At 41.0% G+C, this 19,095-nt stretch carries 15 protein-coding genes, 1 tRNA gene, 3 pseudogenes and 1 riboswitch; of the genes and pseudogenes, 1 reads left to right on the top strand and 18 read right to left on the bottom strand.

The annotated features are described in order from the left end of the window. Positions 1 to 111: 111 nt before the first annotated feature. The 14 genes from PGY05_RS03115 to PGY05_RS03050 all read right to left on the bottom strand — a co-directional run bounded on the left by PGY05_RS03115 (position 112) and on the right by PGY05_RS03050 (position 14,049). Positions 112 to 243: a hypothetical protein gene (locus tag PGY05_RS03115; protein WP_022220059.1), complete on the bottom strand. Its 132-nt coding sequence runs from the start codon at positions 241 to 243 to the stop codon at positions 112 to 114. An 88-nt stretch (positions 244 to 331) separates the two neighbouring features. Further along, positions 332 to 601, bottom strand: a complete 270-nt coding sequence (locus tag PGY05_RS03110) for a hypothetical protein (RefSeq protein ID WP_008368773.1) — start codon at positions 599 to 601, stop codon at positions 332 to 334. A 185-nt stretch (positions 602 to 786) separates the two neighbouring features. Then, entirely contained in the window at positions 787 to 1,317 is a 531-nt protein-coding gene (locus PGY05_RS03105; protein WP_022220058.1) for a hypothetical protein, read from the bottom strand. A 23-nt stretch (positions 1,318 to 1,340) separates the two neighbouring features. After that, positions 1,341 to 2,540 (bottom strand): sirohydrochlorin cobaltochelatase, encoded by a 1,200-nt coding sequence (locus PGY05_RS03100; RefSeq protein WP_270475334.1) that lies wholly within the window; start codon positions 2,538 to 2,540, stop codon positions 1,341 to 1,343. A gap of 207 nt (positions 2,541 to 2,747) precedes the next feature. After that, a riboswitch (cobalamin riboswitch) is annotated at positions 2,748 to 2,940 on the bottom strand. 42 nt (positions 2,941 to 2,982) lie between these two features. Further along, complete coding sequence (locus tag PGY05_RS03095; RefSeq protein ID WP_211133614.1) at positions 2,983 to 4,320, bottom strand: MATE family efflux transporter; 1,338 nt, start codon at positions 4,318 to 4,320, stop codon at positions 2,983 to 2,985. A gap of 19 nt (positions 4,321 to 4,339) precedes the next feature. Continuing rightward, positions 4,340 to 5,647 carry a Na+/H+ antiporter NhaC family protein gene (locus tag PGY05_RS03090; RefSeq protein WP_195510243.1) on the bottom strand — a complete coding sequence of 436 codons (1,308 nt, stop codon included), beginning with the start codon at positions 5,645 to 5,647 and terminating at the stop codon, positions 4,340 to 4,342. 29 nt (positions 5,648 to 5,676) lie between these two features. Then, positions 5,677 to 6,867 carry a MalY/PatB family protein gene (locus PGY05_RS03085; RefSeq protein WP_195510241.1) on the bottom strand — a complete coding sequence of 397 codons (1,191 nt, stop codon included), beginning with the start codon at positions 6,865 to 6,867 and terminating at the stop codon, positions 5,677 to 5,679. Between the two features lie 213 nt (positions 6,868 to 7,080). Continuing rightward, positions 7,081 to 8,055 carry a calcium/sodium antiporter gene (locus PGY05_RS03080; protein WP_022220053.1) on the bottom strand — a complete coding sequence of 325 codons (975 nt, stop codon included), beginning with the start codon at positions 8,053 to 8,055 and terminating at the stop codon, positions 7,081 to 7,083. Positions 8,056 to 8,182: 127 nt separating this feature from the next. After that, on the bottom strand, positions 8,183 to 8,812 hold the full coding sequence (locus PGY05_RS03075) for a flavodoxin family protein (RefSeq protein WP_270475387.1): 630 nt from the start codon (positions 8,810 to 8,812) through the stop codon (positions 8,183 to 8,185). A gap of 150 nt (positions 8,813 to 8,962) precedes the next feature. Then, positions 8,963 to 9,035, bottom strand: a tRNA-Ala gene (locus PGY05_RS03070). A 57-nt stretch (positions 9,036 to 9,092) separates the two neighbouring features. Then, positions 9,093 to 9,770: an HD domain-containing protein gene (locus PGY05_RS03065; protein WP_055155521.1), complete on the bottom strand. Its 678-nt coding sequence runs from the start codon at positions 9,768 to 9,770 to the stop codon at positions 9,093 to 9,095. A gap of 3 nt (positions 9,771 to 9,773) precedes the next feature. Continuing rightward, a complete protein-coding gene (locus tag PGY05_RS03060) occupies positions 9,774 to 11,150 on the bottom strand; it encodes a PhoH family protein (protein WP_270475333.1) in 1,377 nt (458 codons plus the stop codon). A gap of 122 nt (positions 11,151 to 11,272) precedes the next feature. Continuing rightward, on the bottom strand, positions 11,273 to 13,360 hold the full coding sequence (gene ppk1, locus PGY05_RS03055; protein ID WP_055155523.1) for a polyphosphate kinase 1: 2,088 nt from the start codon (positions 13,358 to 13,360) through the stop codon (positions 11,273 to 11,275). A 182-nt stretch (positions 13,361 to 13,542) separates the two neighbouring features. Further along, positions 13,543 to 14,049 (bottom strand): phosphatase PAP2 family protein, encoded by a 507-nt coding sequence (locus PGY05_RS03050; protein ID WP_055260377.1) that lies wholly within the window; start codon positions 14,047 to 14,049, stop codon positions 13,543 to 13,545. Positions 14,050 to 14,161: 112 nt separating this feature from the next. On the opposite strand from PGY05_RS03050, the pseudogene PGY05_RS03045 reads away from it, so the two are divergent. Further along, a pseudogene (locus PGY05_RS03045) lies at positions 14,162 to 14,467 on the top strand (recombinase family protein); the annotation flags it as partial. 321 nt (positions 14,468 to 14,788) lie between these two features. Here the strand turns inward: PGY05_RS03045 and PGY05_RS03040 are convergent. The 4 genes and pseudogenes from PGY05_RS03040 to PGY05_RS16645 all read right to left on the bottom strand — a co-directional run. After that, positions 14,789 to 16,399, bottom strand: a pseudogene (locus tag PGY05_RS03040) (glycoside hydrolase family 13 protein); the annotation flags it as partial. A gap of 97 nt (positions 16,400 to 16,496) precedes the next feature. Further along, positions 16,497 to 17,348 carry an AraC family transcriptional regulator gene (locus PGY05_RS03035; protein WP_055155526.1) on the bottom strand — a complete coding sequence of 284 codons (852 nt, stop codon included), beginning with the start codon at positions 17,346 to 17,348 and terminating at the stop codon, positions 16,497 to 16,499. Between the two features lie 8 nt (positions 17,349 to 17,356). Beyond that, positions 17,357 to 18,679 carry an MATE family efflux transporter gene (locus PGY05_RS03030; protein ID WP_270223085.1) on the bottom strand — a complete coding sequence of 441 codons (1,323 nt, stop codon included), beginning with the start codon at positions 18,677 to 18,679 and terminating at the stop codon, positions 17,357 to 17,359. A 189-nt stretch (positions 18,680 to 18,868) separates the two neighbouring features. Next, positions 18,869 to 18,982, bottom strand: a pseudogene (locus PGY05_RS16645) (helix-turn-helix transcriptional regulator); the annotation flags it as partial. Positions 18,983 to 19,095 lie beyond the last annotated feature (113 nt).

Below are 19,095 nucleotides of genomic sequence, written 5' to 3'. Positions count from 1 at the left end.
TATTATAGTCATCATCTATTTCCATGGAATTGTCGACAAAAAAGCCACAAACTATACTCCGCTTTTTCATGCATTCTGTATAGTTTGTGACTTACCCGCAACTTTTCGTTACTACTTATCAACTTTTTTCTTATCGTGTAATCTCTCCTGAGCGTATCTTTTGCAGCCATTCCTGTACGTGTTTCCGGAAACACTGCACGCCTGTGCGATCATCAGAAATATTTTCAAATCATGAATATCCATCTATTTTCTCCCTCTTTTACTCATATTTCTATTATAACACACTTCGTTTGTTTTTCCTAACCACCCATTCAACACTTTTAACCGAAAATTAAATCCAGTTACAGTCTCCACCGGTAATTGCAAGACTCAGAAGTCCATCCATTTTCTCTACTTCTTCTTCACCGATGATCTTTTCCAGTAATTCTGCCGTGTCCAGAGCATCTTCCATGGATTCGTCTGGTCCGATCTCATAGTCGATCTCTGCCTCACATTCCGGACATGGGATCCGGTTCATTGTCTGTAAGGATAAGAAACGGTTCCCACATTTTTTACATTCATAAAATCCACACTCTTTTGTGCCATCTGGTACGTAGTACATCGTATTTTAACTTCCTCTCCACATTTTAGTTTTTATATACAAAACATTCTCTCTTTTGTATGATCTTCCACTGCCTAGTATACACTATCTGACATATAAAAGTATAGTGTTATCCAGTTCATGCCCAAGCAAAAAAAGGACCATTTCCCATTTCTCAGGGAAACAGTCCTTTCACTTATCTTCAATTATTCTTCGACTTTCACCGGATTGGTCACACTTACCTTATGATCATACCAGACTCCTTTTTTTCCGAGCAGAGCCACATCAAATTCTTTATCCAGTTCAGGAACCGGAATATCAAATCCATAAACTTCTTCTGTTGCACCGTCGCTATAGGTTACCGTATCTGTTGTAGGTTCCAGAAGTTCTGCACCATCTTTCTGTGCATCTTCGGATGTTCCTTCAAACAGGTTGACGATCTTCTTAGAAACCAGGCTGACATGGATCGTCATTTTCCCGTCTTTTACTGTGAGTGTTCCTTTTCCGTCATTCGCTTCATTTACATGAAACATTCCGCTGTCAGTCTTGAACTCTGCTGTGTAGGTTCCGTCTTCAAGCTCACACTCTGTCTGTTCCTCTGTTTCCTCTTCTTTAGCAGAAGAGCTTTCTGCTGTCTTTGCTTTCGTATCTGATGTGTCTGATTTTGCACCACATCCGCTCATCATTCCCACTGCCATTACAGCAGATAATACCAATACTAACAGTTTCTTTTTCATCTTATAAATCCCTCTTTTTTTATTTATTCTGCATCAATTGCAGCCTGTGTATGTGCCACATAAAGCTGCTGGATCGCATCGATCTCACCAAGACCTGCAATCTGTGTATCAATACTGTCAAATACTCCGGATGCTTCAAACTGGCTCTTCCAAGAATCGTCATCATCGCCTGCCATATCGTTGTTTGCATGATCTCCTGCTACAACCATCAGTGGACGAAGGATTACTTTCTTGTATCCTGCATTTTTGAGCTTTTCAATTACTGCTTCACAAGCGGTATCTTCCGGTTCGCCTTCTACGGTTCCGATAAATACATTCTCATAACCAAGCTGTTCCATCTGTGTCTGCATCTGTGAATAGCTGATCTTTGCTGTATGAGAAGTTCCATGTCCCATAAATACAAATGCGGTTCCCTCTTCTTTTGCCGCATCCAGGCTGTCAAATCCAGCTGTCTTTACAGCTTCTGCTGTAATTGCTTCTGCAACAGCTGCTTTATCCTCATTGATCGCTGTTTCATCCGCTCCGACTTCACCGAGAAGTGGTTCTGCAATTTTTACAGATTCAAATTTATCTTTGTAGTTCTCAACTGCTTCTGTCAGTTCATCATACTCGGCACCATGCATCAGATGTGTCGGCTGTACGACCAGGTTCTTAACCCCGTTGTCGACTGCTCTTTCCAGTGCCTGATCCATATTGTCGATCTTCTCATCATCACGGGCCTGTACATGGTTGATGATGATCTGTGCTGTAAATGCTCTTCTTACAGACCAGTCCGGATATGCTGCCTGAAGTGCTTTTTCCACACCACCGATATCCTCTGCACGGCTGTCATTAAAAGATGTACCAAAGCTTACAACCAGAATTTCATTTTCTCCGATGTTATCTTCGTTCAGCGGATCATCTTTCGATGCATCGCCTGTATCCCTTCCAAAATAATCCGGATCAGCGTTCTCGCCTTCTACCAGTTCTTTCTGTGCATCAGTAAGCTTATCCCAGGCTTCTTTTGCAGCCTTACACTGTTCATCTGTCTTGTCTGTTCTTTCCTGTACATAAATGTCATCGATCAGCTTTGCCACTTTGTCTGCTGCCTCCTGATCGCTGTCTTCGGATGTTTCTTCTGTCTTTGTAGAAGAAGTGTCCTCTGTCTTCTTGTTTCCACATCCAGTCATCATAGACACCGTAAGTGCTGTTGCCAGTAATGCTACTAATACTCGTTTCTTCATCTTGATCCTCCCTGACTTTTTTGTCATACTTTCAGGAATCGGAATGATATTCATTACACTTTACAGCATATTTTTTGTAAACAAAAAAATCCCCCGTATCTAAATTTAACGAGGGCGTACAAAAAAGAAACTGACATTTTGCCCTCGCAAAATCAGTCTGAAGTTTCTATCTTTCGTACTGCCAGTTACTCGTGGCATGAACTTTCCGTTCCTGTACTGCGAAAGGCAGGTCTCCCGACTGATTGCTCAGACGCTTGTGGCTTTCCTTCCCGGTCTCCCAGTGGTATGACAGCCTAAGCTTGCAAATTACGGTGACGAGTTCATACAGGACTTGCACCTGTTTCCCTTTTCACCAATCCAGACATTCCGTCTGATTGACACCTTACGCATCTGTATTTATTTTTCTAAACAAGCCTATTCTAGCACAGGCGTATGAATAGTGTCAAGAAAGGCTTGTCTGCTTCAGCACCGGCATCCGGAAAATCTGCACGATCAGCGGAATCACCATAACAAACCACACAATCGGCTCCGCAATGATAACCCCCGTGTATCCAAGATGTGGAACCAGTGTAAATGCGATTACAATTTTTCCAAGCATCTCAAGTGTACTTGATACGATCGGTGTAATATGGTCATCCAGTCCCTGCATGGCATTTCGCACAATGCAGATTACTGCTGTTACATAATAAAACAATGTATCAAATTTCAGATATCTGGTCGCATTTAAGATCACATTTTCATTATGTGTACCTGTTACCAGATAGACCAGTTTATCTCCAATCGTGTAGCTTGCCACGATCACAAGTGTACACCAGATACAAGTATAGAAAATCGCAAGCCAGATCCCTTTTTTGATCCGGTCGATCTTTCCTGCTCCAAGGTTCTGTCCACAGTAGGTCGCCATCGTATTCCCAAATACTGTAAACATGATCATGAACATTTCAGTCAGCTTCCGGGCCGCTGTCTGTGCTACGATATAATCATTTCCAAGTTTATTGATCGCTGTCTGAAGCGTCAGGGAACCGATATTGATCAGAGAACTCATGAATCCCATGGACATTCCCGCACCCAACATATTTTTCACCATAACCGGATTCGGATCTTTAAAATCTTCCCGGCTAAGTCTTAACAGTTCATATCTCTTTACCATATAAATCCAGCACACAACAAAGGCGATTGCCTGTGCCAGTACCGTTGCGATCGCAGCTCCCCGCACTCCGCTTTTCAGCACTACAACAAAAAGCAGATCCCCAACAATATTCAGTGCAACTGAGATTGCCAGGATCACAAGAGGCGTCACGGTATCTCCGAGTGACCGGAGTGCAGCCGCGCAGGCATCATAGAGAAATGTCGCCACAAGCCCTGCAATGATCACAAAAATATAGCTTTTCGCCGTCGCCATCAGATCTGACGGAACATTCAGTATATTTAAGATCGGCTGTAAAAATAACAATCCGAACACCGTAAAAAATATTGCAATTCCTGTACCCATGGTCAGCGACATTGCGAATGATTTCTTCACATTTTTATAATCTTTTGCGCCAAATTTCTGTGCGATGATAATGGCGAATCCACCGGAAAGTCCCTGCAGAAATCCTACGATCAGATTACTTAAGGTTGTGGTCGCGCCGACAGCCGCCAGCGCGTCCTCTCCCAGGAAAGTTCCGACAATTCTGGTATCCACAAGACTGTATGTAAGCTGCAGAAGATTTGCGAAAAAGATCGGCAGCGCAAAAGCCAGTATCAGTGTGGATGGTTTTCCTTTTGTTAGATCCTTCATATTTTAAATTTCATCCTGTCTAATTTTTCTTGTCCATCAATCCGAACTGTATCGTAACGCAGGTCGCAATGATCAGTCCAAACATATAGAACGAATATTTCAGTACATTAAGCGGTGATACATCAGCAAGTGCCGTAATCATCAGCATACCACCATCATGTGGCATCAGTGCAATAAATGCGCAAGCAAAGATATCCACCAGACTGGCAAGTCTCTTCGGTGCGATCTTATATTTTTCCCCGATTTCTTTTGCAATCGGACAGGTAACAATGATTGCGATTGTATTATTTACCATAGCTGCGGAAAGGATACCTGACATCAGTCCGATTCCATATTCCGCACCACGTCTGCTCTTGATCTTGCTGCTGATCGCGCCCACCAGCCATTCAACACCGCCATATTCACGTACAAGACCGATGATACCGGATACAAGAATGGCAACGATACTGATGCTGAACATATCACTCATACCACTTCCAATTGCCTGGATCCATTCAAAAAATCCACAGCTTCCAACACAAAGTCCAATGATACCGGATGCAAGTATTCCTACAAAAAGGACTACCGCAACATTAACTCCCATAAGTGCCGCAATTAGAACAATAAAATAAGGAAGGACTTCGATGATACTATAGCTTCCTGCTTCGATTGCTCCACTTCCGACTCCGCCAAAAATCGAGTACAGGATCATTGCCACAATTGCCGCCGGAAGAGCAATGAAAAAGTTCATTTTAAATTTGTCTTTCATCTCAGAACCACATCCTTCTGCTGCAGAAATGGTTGTATCTGAAATCATGGAAAGATTATCACCAAAATATGAGCCTCCGATAACTGCTGCACCGACGACTGCCACATTCAGGTGTGCACCCTGTGCTACATTAATAGCAATTGGCGCCATTGCAGCAATCGTTCCCATGGATGTCCCGATTGATGTAGAAATAAAACAACACATCAAAAATACGCCCGGAACCAACAGTTTCACAGGAATAAAATGCAGACAGAGATTTACAACTGAGTCTTTTCCTCCCATTGCCGCCGCTGCTCCCTGGAATCCGCCGGCCATCAGATAGATCAGAACGATCATCATAACTCCTGAATTTCCCATGCTCGTTGTCATAATATTCAGCTTATCCTGTACACCCATGCCACGATTAAGGAGAAGTGCTACCGCACACCCTGCAAGAAGTGCGACGTGACGCGGGAACTTTCCGAACGGTTCGTCTGCTCCAAGCAGGGTAAATGTAATCCCGCACCCTACATAACATACCAGAAATACGATCAGTGGAAGAAATGCCACTGCCCCCATATTTTTCTTTTGTTTGTCCATCTTTTTTCCCTCTCAATCCTCTTTTTATATTATTTTGCTGCCAGATGCTTATCCAGTGCGTCTTTCAGCTGTGTCAGTGCCTGCTCTACAGTCACACGCGGGCAGGCAACATTAAATCTTTCGAACTGAGCGGTCTCCGGTCCGAAGATGATTCCCGAATCCAGCCACAGTTTTGCCTCTTCAAGCATCAGATGTTCCAGTTCTTCATTACTAAAACCGTAACCAGAGAAATCAACCCATACCAGATAGGTTCCTTCCGGCTCAACCATCGTTGCCTTCGGGAAGTTCTCTTTCACAAACCTGCTCATATACTGTACATTTTCATAAATATACTGCACCAGTTCATCTACCCACTCAGCACCTTTGGTGTAACATACCTTGACTGCAAGCTGTCCCATCAAACTTCCCTGGCTGTAAGCTGCCTGTGTATTCGCCCACTGGTATTTTTTCCGCAGCTCTTCATTTGGAATGATGATATTTGCCGGCTGAAATCCTGCTACATTGAATGTCTTTCCAGGGGAGCTGTAAAGCGCAAGGATCTGACGGTACTTTTCGTCCAGATTCATGCAGCTTGTGAACGTATGTCCCGGGAAAATGAAATCACAATGCATTTCATCCACCATCCAGATTACATTGTATTTCAGACAGATTTCTGCAACTCTTTCCAGTTCTTCTCTTGTCCAGACTCTTCCCACCGGATTGTGGGGATTACAGAAAATCAGAGCTTTGACACCTTCTTCCCGAATCATTTTTTCCATCTTTTCAAAGTCGATGGAATAATGGTTATTCTCATAGCGAAGCTGGCAGTTTACCAGTCTTCTTCCGTCATTTTTTATTACTTCACTGAATGGATAGTAAACCGGCTGCATAACCATCATGGCATCTCCCTCTTCGGTAAATGCTCTTACGCTGGTTCCAAGTGCATAGACAATCCCGGCACCAAGTGTTACCCACTCCGGTTCGATCGTATATCCATAACGTGTGGAGAACCAATGGTTCATTGCTGCAAAATATTCATCCAGTGGATCGGTATAACCAAAGATTCCATGGTCAATTCTCTTGTGAAATTCATCCAGAATCTCATCCGGAAGACGGAAATCCATGTCTGCCACCCAGAGCGGAAGCAGATCATCTCTTCCCTTTCTCTTCATTCCGAAATCATATTTCAGGCAGTCCGTTCCATGTCTGTCAATTACTTCATCAAAATTATACTTTCCCATCTTATGCCTTTCTCCTTGTCGCAAAATTCTCTCGTTTTTTATACCTCTTTTTGTTAGACATGTCAATGTTTTTTCTATAGAAGTATAAAATAGAATGTACACTGACCCAATAAAAATAGCTGTGGATTGAACCGACTTCCAATCGTTAGAATTTAGGTCTAACTTTTGGGGCAGGTTTCATCCACAGCCATTTTTCCTTATGATTCTTTTATTTTATCGTATGCAAATATATGCCATATACACTGCATACATTCCAAGCATCGTAGCGCCTTCTCTTCGGTCGATCATTTTTGAAGTCCATGCAAACACCAGAACAACAAGACTCATCGCAATCAGTACAACCGTATCAATGATATTATCGGTAAGAAATTTCACTGGACTGATGGCAGCTGCAACTCCAAGTACCAACAGGATATTGAAAATATTAGAACCGATCACATTTCCGAGTGCCATATCCACTTCATTCTTTCTTGCCGCAACAATCGATGTTACAAGTTCCGGAAGACTGGTTCCCATCGCAACGATGGTAAGTCCGATAAGTGTCTGACTAAGTCCGAATGCGCTTGCAAGTGCTGAAGCACTGTCTACAACAAAATCACCGCCAAACTTGATTGCGATCATGCCGCCAACAATAAATAATGCACATTTCCAAAGTGGCAGGATCTGAATTTCTTCGTCTACTAATTCTCCCTCTTCGAGCATCATCTGACTCTCTTTGTGTGCTGCTCTTGCTTTCTTGGCAGAACCAATCATCCAGATCAGATAAGCTGCAAAAATAAGGAGAAATACACCGCCATCTAAATGTCCTAAAAGCATCCCGACATATCCAAGCACCATCAGCAAGGCCGCACAGATAATTGACAATGGAAACTCTTTTTTCAATGTATCTTTTTTTATCGTAAGAGGTGCAAATAACGCACAGGCTCCACAAACAACCATCAAGTTGAAAATATTCGATCCGACAACATTACTTACCGCAAGTGAGTTATTTCCTGTCAGGGATGCCGTTACACTGACCGCACATTCCGGAAGGCTGGTTCCCATTGCAACGATGGTCATACCGATGATCATCGACGGAACATGAAGCTGCTTCGCAACAGAAGAACTTCCTTCTACAAAATAATCTGCTCCTTTCATCAAAAGAGCAAACCCTATAATCAAAATAATGATTGATTTTATAAGTGCCATGACCAAAACCTCTCTTTTAAATACTTCCTACCAAATTGCAACTTCCACTATAAAACAAGAAAGTTTGGCTGTCAACTCTAAAGGCAGGGATTCGTGATATTTCACAAATCCCTGCCTTTTACGTGTTCTACCGAATAAAATTTGTCGGAATCTTTGCTTCTTTTTCCGGAAGTCCAAACTGCTCTTTTCCAAGTGCAATACTCTTCATAAGGAAAGTCATATTTCTTGCAAGTGTACGCATCGTCTGCCTTCCTTCCTCATCCTTTTCGGCCTCTCCCGGTGCTGCTCCATGGATGCTGTTCCAGTACTGGCTGGATGCAACCGGCATTCCGGAAATGGTAAAATATTTGTTCAGCTCATCAAATGTCACAGAACATCCGCCACGTCTTGCACAGGCAACGCTTGCTCCCACTTTCATCGTTTTATCAAAATGACTGCTGTAGAACAGTCTGTCAAGACAGGCGATCAGAGTTGCATTTGCAGACGCATAGTACACCGGACTTGCGATTACAAGACCATCTGCTGCCTCAAATTTGGTTGCCATCTCATTCACCACATCATCAAAAACACATTTGCCTTTTTCGTAGCAGGAACCACAGGCAATACAACCACGGACTGCCTGGTTTCCGATTACAATATTTTCTACTTCTATACCATTTTCTTTGAAAACATTTTCCATCTCGCGAAGTGCAATGGCTGTGTTACCATTTGCTTTCGGGCTTCCGTTGAGCATAAGTACTTTTAAATTTTCTTTCATGATAAAATCTTCCTTTCTGGTAATCATACCATCTTGTTTTACTATGATTTTATTTTCCTCTTTTTTTCTTTTCTCTGCAAGATGGAAATGATGATATATTTTTTAGCACACAAAAAAGCAGCAGATTTCTCTGCTGCCCTTCTTATAAAGTGGAGAATACGAGATTCGAACTCGTGACCTCCTGCTTGCAAGGCAGGCGCTCTCCCAACTGAGCTAATCCCCCATATGACGTTTGCGACTTAATTAAAATATCACAAACGTCCCTCTTTGTCAACTGTATTTATAAAACTTTTCGACCATTCACCGTCAGCTTAAAAGTTGTTCCCAGCACTTCCGCGGATTTTCTGCAAAGCATCATTCTCTCCAGAAAAATCTCAAAGTAATCATACATGGAACAAATATTTTCATCAATCTGAAGATTAAGTGCAATAACCGACCTATCTTTTGCGATCTTAAGTTTTGAATCTGTAACCGCATAATTGACACGATCATGAATGTCAAAAGCTGATTGCTCTTTTTGACGCACCCGGCTTCTTCTTACATCTGTTTTATCAGCTATGATGAGAGCCGCAGATATCACATCTTCCGGATCCCCGGTTGATTCATCATGGTTCCCGATTGCCGACATCACCGTAATCCGGTCTTCCAGAGACATATCTGTATCCTTTAGCAGATCGTTTGCGAGAAGTGCCCCGTACTCTGCATGGTGCGTTCTGTTAATGGCATTCCCGATATCATGCATATACCCTGCAATTTTGACAAGTTCCACTTCATGTTCTGAATATCCAAATCGCTCCAGAATTTTTCCTGCCTGATGAGCTACCTGCACGCAATGCGCCTGCGAATGGTCTGTAAATCCAAGCTGTCCAAGATTTGCATTTCCCTTTTCCAGATATGCATTGATTTCCTTATTTTTTACTATTTCCTTGTATTTCAAATATTCTATTGCCTCTTTCATTTTTTAAAGTCGCTTTACGGCATCCATTGCAAGTATAGATCTCTCACATTCATCCGCTGACAAGGTTATCTGCCAACAAAGCGGACTATTCATCATATGTTTTGCCGCATAACTTAATCCATTTGTTCTTTCGTCCAGAAATGGTCTGTCTATCTGCTGCGGATCTCCCAACAGAATGATTTTCGTTCCATGACCGGCTCTTGTGATGATTCCCTTTACCTGATTTGGTGTCATATTCTGTGCTTCATCAATGATCAGATATGTCTTTGCAATGGAACGTCCGCGGATAAAATTGAGTGCTTCTGTACGGATGATCCCTCTTTCAAATACTTCCGCTACCTTGTCTGTCAGTTCGTCCTCATCTTCATACCGTTTACTCTCATCAGAATCCAGGATCTGTTCCAGATTATCGATGATTGGTCGCATAAGCGGTGCTATTTTTTCATTCTCATCCCCTGGCAAAAAACCAATGTCATCGTCAAACTGGGCATTCGGTCTGCATACGATCACTCTCCTGTATTCCTTTGTCGGATTGTTATAAACCTTTTCCATTCCTACTGCAAGAGAGTAAAAAGTCTTTGCGGTGCCTGCCATTCCCTTAATGATAACCAAAGGTGCCGTATCTGCATCGGCCATCAGTGCTTCCTGCATAAAATACTGTCCTACATTTCTCGGAGACACACCATACGGTTTACTCTTTTTAAAAGCCAGCGGAACAACTTTATTTCCGGATACTCTTCCAAGAAGTGTCTTTTTAGCAGACTGATCCGGTGTTAATATCACAAATTCATTTTCATGAAGCTCCGGAAGAAACTGATTCCCCTCCTCATCACTTTGATACAGGTTTTCAGTGGAAATCCCTTTCTTTTTGAATTCTTTTACCATCTCTTCCGGTATGTATAGTTCTGTCCTTCCGGTATATTGCGCGTCATCAGCAGAAATCTGTTCCGTTTCAAAATCTTCTGCCTTTATTCCTAAAATCTGTGCTTTCAATCGCAAAACAATATCCTTCGTAACAAGTATGACCTGATCTGCTTTTTTATCATCTGCCAGGTCTTTACATACCTTCAAAATTCTATTATCCGGTTTATCATCCGGAAGATCCGGTGGAAGCTCTACATTCACGTAGTTTTTTTCAACACGAAGACATCCTCCGCCCGGAAGCTCTACTCCCTGCAACAGATCTCCTTTGTGCCTGTATTCTTCCAGCTTTCGTACAGCTGCTCTGGCATTGGCGCCTTTCTCTCCTTCTGCCTTTTTCAAACCATCCAGCTCTTCCAATACAACTAACGGAAGAACCAGATGATTATCTTCAAAACACTCCAGTGCATATGGGGCCTGAATCAACACATTGGTGTCTATTACATAGGTTTTTATCATAAATACGAACACTCCTTTTCCGACAATTGTCCTTCTTACAGACTCATCGTAGCATGTTCGTAATCACGGTACTATCTTGTTTCTATCATATCTGTATAAAATCAAAGTAAAACCTGAGTGTTTTAAATTGTCTTTTTTTCCGCATTTTTATATGCCATTTCATAGAAAAGCTCCTGGGAATCCAATTTCTCTGCATTAACCCTTCGATCCACATATGTACCGTTCGAAGTTAACTCTTTTCCTTTTTCGTCATCCTTCATCATCGTATCAAACATTTCATCCAGTCGTGCACGCAGTGTATCATCCAGAACCGGAGCTGCAACCTCCACACGTCTGATGGTATTTCTTGTCATGAAATCGGCGGATGCGATGTAAATTTTTTCTCTCTCCGGGGTTCCGAAACGATAAATACGGGAATGCTCCAGAAATCTTCCTACGATGCTGATTATCTTGATATTTTCTGTATATCCCGGAATTCCCGGAATCAGACAACAGATTCCACGTACTACCATCTCGATCTTCACACCAGCCTGTGACGCTTCTACCAGTTTTTCAATGATAACTTTATCCGTCAGGGAATTGATCTTGATTCCAATATAGGCCTCTTCCCTATTCTTCGCGTGACAGATCTCATCATCGATCATATCAAGTACTTTATTCTGAAGACACTTCGGTGCCACAAGAAGGACATGTGTTTCTTCGATGGTTTCACCGCGCAGCAGACATGCAAATACTTCCGCCGCCTCTTTTCCGATTTCCTGCTTCGCAGTGATCAGCGACAAGTCTGTATATAATGTTGAAGTCTTTTCATTATAGTTGCCCGTTCCAATCTGCGTGATATATTCAAGACCTTTTTCTGTCTTTCTTGTTATAAGACAAAGTTTGGAATGTACTTTGAGACCACTCAGTCCATAAATGACACGACAGCCTGCTTCTTCCAGCTTTCTGGAATATTCAATGTTACTTTCTTCATCAAATCTTGCACGGAGTTCAACCAGTACCACCACTTCTTTGCCATTTTCCGCTGCCTCAACCAAAGCATCTACGATCTGGCTTCGAACTGCCAGACGGTACAAGGTCATCTTGATGGACACTACAGAATCATCTCTTGCCGCTTCATAAAGCAGGTTGGTAAATGATTTAATATTTTCAAATGGATAAGATAACAAAACATCTTTCTGCTCAATCTGTGCGATCAGACTTTCTTTTTCTTTCAGCTGCGGTGTCATTCGCGGACTCCTCTTCTGATAGAACAGCTTTTCCTTTTCTGCTCCTTGCATTCTCAGATAATTCTGGATTGCAAATACAAATGATAAATCAAGTGGTACTCTCGACATAAATACGTGGTTTTTATCCATATGGATATATTTACATATCTCTGCGATCAGCTTTTTGTTGATCTTTCTGGAGAATTCCATGCGGACAGGATTCATACGTTTTCTCTGCTTTACCAGATTTTCCATGGCGTCTCTGTAATCCATATCTTCATCATAAATGGTTTCTGTATCAATATCCGCATTTCTCGTAATTCTCAGGAGAGATTTTTCTTTGATTTCATATTTTTTAAATAATTTCGGCAAAAAATGAAGGATCAGTTCTTCCGAAAGCATAAAGGTTCCCGGTCTGGTCGGGATATCGATCAGACGCTTAAACACATTATTGCTACACGGAATGATCGCAGTTTTTGTCTTTCCACCCTTCGTTGCAAGCAGTGCAACCGCATAGATCTCTTTATTCTGTAAGAATGGAAACGGCTGCTGTTTGCTGATGATATTCGCAGACAGATATGGTGCAATTTCATTATCAAAGTAAGTTTCCAGTAATTCCCCTTCTTTTCCTGAAAGCTTGTTAAAATTGATAATCCGGATTCCCTGCGGCTCCAATTCTCCCATTAACTGCTCGTAAATAACTGCTTTCTTTATATCAAGCTCTCTTGTTGCATCAATGATCGCTTTTACCTGCTCTTTGCTGGTCATATTGGTTTTATTCTCACGGACTACTTCCGATGATTCCATCTGATCCATCAGTGTACCTACCCGCACCATATAAAATTCATCCAGATTAGATTGATAAATAGACGCAAAAGTAAGTCGTTCTGCTAAAGGTACTCTCGGATTCCCTGCTTCATTTAATACTCTCTCATTAAATTTTAACCATGACAGTTCTCTGTTCATCATATATGGTTCTGGTTTTAACTGCTTCTTTTTCATTTGTCTACTTATCTCCTTTTGCTAATTTGAATATTTTATAGCTACGCTTAAGAATTAATTATACATCTGAATACGCTTTCATATCTACCTTCTTAAAGAACTGTTTTTGTAAAATTCATGTAAAATGATGCTTATACCAACTGACTTCCATATAATTCCCGGTCGGTAATCTTTGGTCATCTTCATTTCAATACTTTGCGATATCCCAAATATCCTGAAATCACACCGAACAGAATTCCTCCAAGAACATCTGTCGGATAGTGTACATACAGATATAACCTCGATATTGCGATCAGACATGCCAGCACAAGCGCAAATTTCCAAAGCTTCTTTTCACCTGCCAGGTACAAAGCTGTTACCGAAGCAAACGAAGCTGCCGTATGTCCGGACGGAAAAGAATAATCATGAAGCTTTGCTACCAGAAGGTGTACACCTGTATTCACATCATATGGTCTTGTCCGTGCTACAAGATTTTTCAAGACAATATTGCAAAGTAATACATCTACTACTAAAGCAGCCACCATAACCGCACCGCTTTTTCTTGTTTTAGGAATCAGAAGCAATACTATGCTCAACACAATCCATATAATTCCTACATCCCCAAGTCTTGTGATAAATACCATGATTTTATCCAGAAAAGGCGTATGCAACGTCTGGATCCAATCCAAAATATTTAATTCAATGTTCATAAATTTCCTCCTGCTTTCTTCATCAGTATTTTTACTTTTCTATAGAATAACATAGATTACAGTTTATATGAATTTTTAGAATTATAAATTTTTTACAAACAATCTTTTGAAAAATGACGGTTACACAGGGCGTAACTTCAACCGTCCCGGATTTCAGGCAATGCTTGCAGAAGCCGAAGCCGGGAAAATCGGCACGATTATCGTCAAGGATATGAGCCGTTTCTGCAGAAACTATCTTGAGGTCGGCTTTTATACCGAGATTCTGTTCCCCAAGAAGCAGATACGCTTTATTGCAATCAATAACAGCGTGGACAGTGACAAGCCGCAGGATAACGACTTCACCCCGTTCCTCAACATAATGAACGAGTGGTATGCCAAGGACACCAGCAACAAAATAAGCCGAGCAAGACAAAAGCGTCGTAGCAATACGGCGCTTTTTTGTTACCCGGAAGTGACAAACAGCGGCTTTTGAATGGTTGGCGGTAAAGGATACCGCCGTCAAAACAAAGCCGCTCATATCGAAAGGAAACGCCCAAAATCGTCCCGGAACTATACAGCGGGAAACGGTTTTGAGCGTTTCTGCGTTTCGGGAGCAAATCGGCAATTCGGCAGCACAAAGGAGGTGTCCTCTATGCCCTGTATGCCGAAATACCTCAAGGAAGAATGGGCGTTCTTTCTTGATGAGCGTGGCAGGAAGAAATATAGTAAGTGAATTTTGATGCCAAAAAAGAAACTCAATCTATTTGCCAGTAAATGCAATTATCACCGCCTCATAAGGACGCAATATATTTCCTTCTCTGTCGTCCTCATAATTCCGGATCCAGACTTCCCCGGCTTTCCACTCATCAAGCAATGGGCAGCTAACTTCCTCATCCGTAAAGTTCGTACATACCAGCATCTTTGTATGCTCATCTGTTCTCGTATAGGCGAAAATTCTCTCATCTTCCGGCAGAAGAAGTTCAAATTTTCCATTCACGAATACTGGATTTTCTTTTCTTAAACGAATCAGCTTCTGATAATAATAAAATACCGAATTTTCATCTTCCAGTGCCTCTTTGGCATTGATTCTGGTATAATTTGGATTCACGGCAAACCATGGTTCTCCTGTTGTGAATCCTCCGTTCTCATCCCCGCTCCACTGCATCGGAGTACGGGCATTATCACGGCTTCTTGCGTAGATAGACTGCATGATTTCTTCTGGCTGATATCCTTTTTCCAGACGCTCTTTGTACATATTCAATGTCTCAATATCTTCATATTCCTCAATGCTGTCAAACTGCACATTCGTCATTCCCAGCTCTTCTCCCTGGTAAATGTAAGGAGTTCCCTGCATTCCATGAAGCATTGTCGCCAGCATTGTTGCCGACTCTTTTCTGTATTTTCCGTCATTTCCCCAACGCGACACAATTCTAGGAAGATCATGGTTATTCATGAACAGACTGTTCCATCCTGTCTGATATAAAGTATTCTGCCACTTTGCAAGGCATTTTTTCAGCTTAACCAGATTCAATGGAATCGTATCCCATTTTTCTTTTCCTTCTTCCTGATCAAGCATAATGTGCTCAAACTGAAAAACCATAGAAAATTCACTGCCATCTGGATTACTATATTTCTTTGCAATTTCCGGTGTTGCTCCCCAGGCTTCTCCAACAGTGATCATATCCCCCTTCTGAAATGTTTCTCTGCTTAGTTCACGCAGAAATTCATGCAGCTTTGGTCCATTATTTGTGATCTTAAGATCTGGCTCTTTTGCAATCTGATCGATTACATCCAGACGAAATCCGCCTGCTCCTTTTTCCATCCACCAGAGAATCATATCATAGAGCTCTCTTCTCACTTTCGGATTCTCCCAGTTCAGATCTGGCTGTTTCACTGAAAACTGATGAAAATAATACTGTCCCAGTTCTGGAACCCACTCCCATGCCGGTCCTCCGAACGCAGAATTCATATCATTTGGGTAAATACCTTCTTCTCCGTCACGCCACACATAATAATCATGATACGGATTGTCTTTGCTTTTCTTTGCCTCCAAAAACCATCTGTGTTCATCTGAAGTATGATTCAGCACAAGATCCATCATAATTCGGATTCCGCGTTTCTTTGCCTCCGCAAATAACTGTTCCATATCTTCCATTGTTCCGAACATCGGCTCAATATCCTGATAATCTGAAATATCGTATCCATTGTCATCCTGTGGTGAACGATACACCGGTGAGAGCCAGATTGCATCTATTCCAAGTTTTTTCAAATAATCCAATCTGCTGATAATTCCTGGAATATCACCGATTCCATCTCCATCCGAATCTTGAAAGCTTTTCGGATAAATCTGATATACAACTGCATTTTTCCACTATTTATTCTTATTTCTCATACTCATTCTCGATATCTCTCCGGCAGATTTTCTGATTCTACCGGGATATCCTCTCCTTTCTAACCATATACCTGGCTTATTTTTTTCTATATTTTAACGGAGAAACTCCATATGTTTTTTTGAAGCTTCTGATAAAATAGCTTACATTCTGATATCCACTCTGCATTGCAATCTCTGTAACAGGAATATCCGTATCTTGTAACAGCTGTTTTGCATGCTCTAACCTTAAATGTGTTATATATTGCGAAAGGGTAATATGAAAATGTTCCTTAAAATATCGCGATATATATTTTTCCGAAAGATGAAACTGCTCACTAAATTCTTTTAATGATATCTTTTCCATAAAATTCTGCTGTATATATGAAATCATTTCTTTTTCTACAGTATTTCTCCCGCTTTTATCATTTTCGATTACAAAGCCCCTCTCCCACATTTCAAGAATAAATTGTAAAAGAATTATTTTTGTCTTTATCTGAGCAGTTATTATGGACTCAGTTTTCTTATTTTTTGCCACATATATTTCAACCAACTGCTCACATAGTTCTTTTGCTGTATCTTTTACTCTTGGATTTATCATTAGATGACCATTTTTTAACGGCTCCAGTAATTTATCATCTAACATGTCATTTATGCAAAAAGATATGTATTTTAACGGAAAAAGGAAAGTAAAATAATCCACTGTACCAGTCTGTGAACCCATAAAATGCAGATTACCCGGCGACACTACAAAAGCATCCCCGGGGGTTCCAATATAATTTTCTCCTGATATACTAACAGTCAAAAAACCGCTTTTTACATATATAATTTCCAGTTCATCATGCCAATGAACCGGTATCTGAAATGATCGTCCTTCATTTTTTATATGATATGTACTAAACGGATCATCCTTTGTACCATGTGGTTTATTTTCCTTTAATTCAAAGTACATACTCTCTCCTATACTTCTACAAGACCTTTACTCTTCCATTTTCCACTCTTCCATCTAAGTACCATTCCCACTGCTCTCGCACATTCGTCACCTGCCATAGCAATATATGCTCCTACAGCCAGAAGTCCCATGTGTATTCCGAGAAAATAGGTTCCGCCAACTGCAAACAAATACATAAATATCGCACCTAATATAACCGGAAAAAATGCGTCTCCGCTCGTTTTTAACGCCTGCCCATATACAAGGTTTGTTACCCTTCCAAGTTCAAGAAATATATCTACTATTAACAACTTTACCACAAGATTTATCATCTGTGTATCATCCGTAAATATATGCACGATAAAATGTCCGGCAAATGCAAAGGTCACGGAAAAGCATGTCGCTGTGATGATACCATATATCGCAGCTTTTCTCGTCCCCCTGTTACATTCCTCAAACTCTTTTGCTCCAATTCTCCAGCCGGTCATAATTGCATTTGCCTGAGCAAGGGCAGCTCCCACGCAATACGAGAAATTTGCAATCTGTATCGCATATGAACGCGCTGTAACATTCATTCCATCCACATCCATCTGATTCATAAAACGCACTATAAATGTCATTGCGATGTTGTAAAGTGCTGTTTCAAGCGCAGAAGGAAAACCAATCTTAACAATCTGTGCAAATATCTTTCTTGATGTAATTCGCTCAGGACTCTGCTTTGCTTTTATAAGTACAGCCCCCATGCCGGCTACAATAATAAGATTTACAACTCTCGAAATAACCGTGGCAACAGCAACTCCCATCACACCCCAGTTGAATGCAAATAAAAATACTGAATTAAGTATTATATTGAGAACATTTCCAACAACAGTTCCTATCAAAGAATGTTTTGTATATCCAAACACTCTCAAATAACTGGAGAAAATAGGAATCAGTGCATTTAAAAAACATGTGCCGCCAACAATTCTAAGATATATTTCAGCCGGCTCAAGCAAAGCCGGAGCAATACTTACGATTCGAAGTATCCCACCAGAAAAAGTAGCAAGAATGACAGACATTACGATACCTATCAATGCGTTGAATATAAGTCCAAGTTGCCTTGCCTGATATGCTATCCCCGGTCTTCCGGCTCCGATATTTTGTGACATAACAGCTATCATACCCGACGATATTACTCCAAACATAATAATAAAAACACCTATATATGTATTTGCTGTTCCCACTGCTCCTACAGCCTGATCACTTACAGATGATAGCATAAGCGTATCAACCATACCTGAAAGCATATAAAATAAAGTTTCTAAGCATATTGGCACAGATAGCTGTGTTAATGTTTTTCTTTCCGCTGCCATAGTTTTTCTCCTCACATACAATTCAAGAATATCATATCAATAATACGATATATTTCTATGTAATTCTTGTATAATATCATGTGAAAATTGCACTATTTCCACTTTATCTTAAAGAGTACTGGGTGCGAGCTATATGGAATAAAAGAAAAAGACTACAGTTTATATTCTGTTCAATCCATTTAGTCGGCGTCATAACAATTGATTACTCATGCTTACAAGGATTTGCAAATCAGGATAACTTTTTCCGTTTTCCCAATTTGAAACAGTTTGCCTGGTAACATGAAATAATTTACCAAACTCCTCTTGTGTTAATTGATTGTCTTTATTCTTTTAACACCAGTTCTTTTTCTTATTTTCTATGCAGTTTTCCAGTCTTCTACACTAAGGATTGCTTCATGTTCGCGTCCACCTGCATG

Origin of the sequence: Coprococcus sp. AF51-11b1 (assembly GCF_027682785.1) — a bacterium.
In the GTDB taxonomy this organism is placed as follows: Bacteria; Bacillota; Clostridia; order Lachnospirales; family Lachnospiraceae; genus Allocoprococcus; species Allocoprococcus comes.
This window is presented reverse-complemented; position numbering and strand designations above follow the sequence as displayed.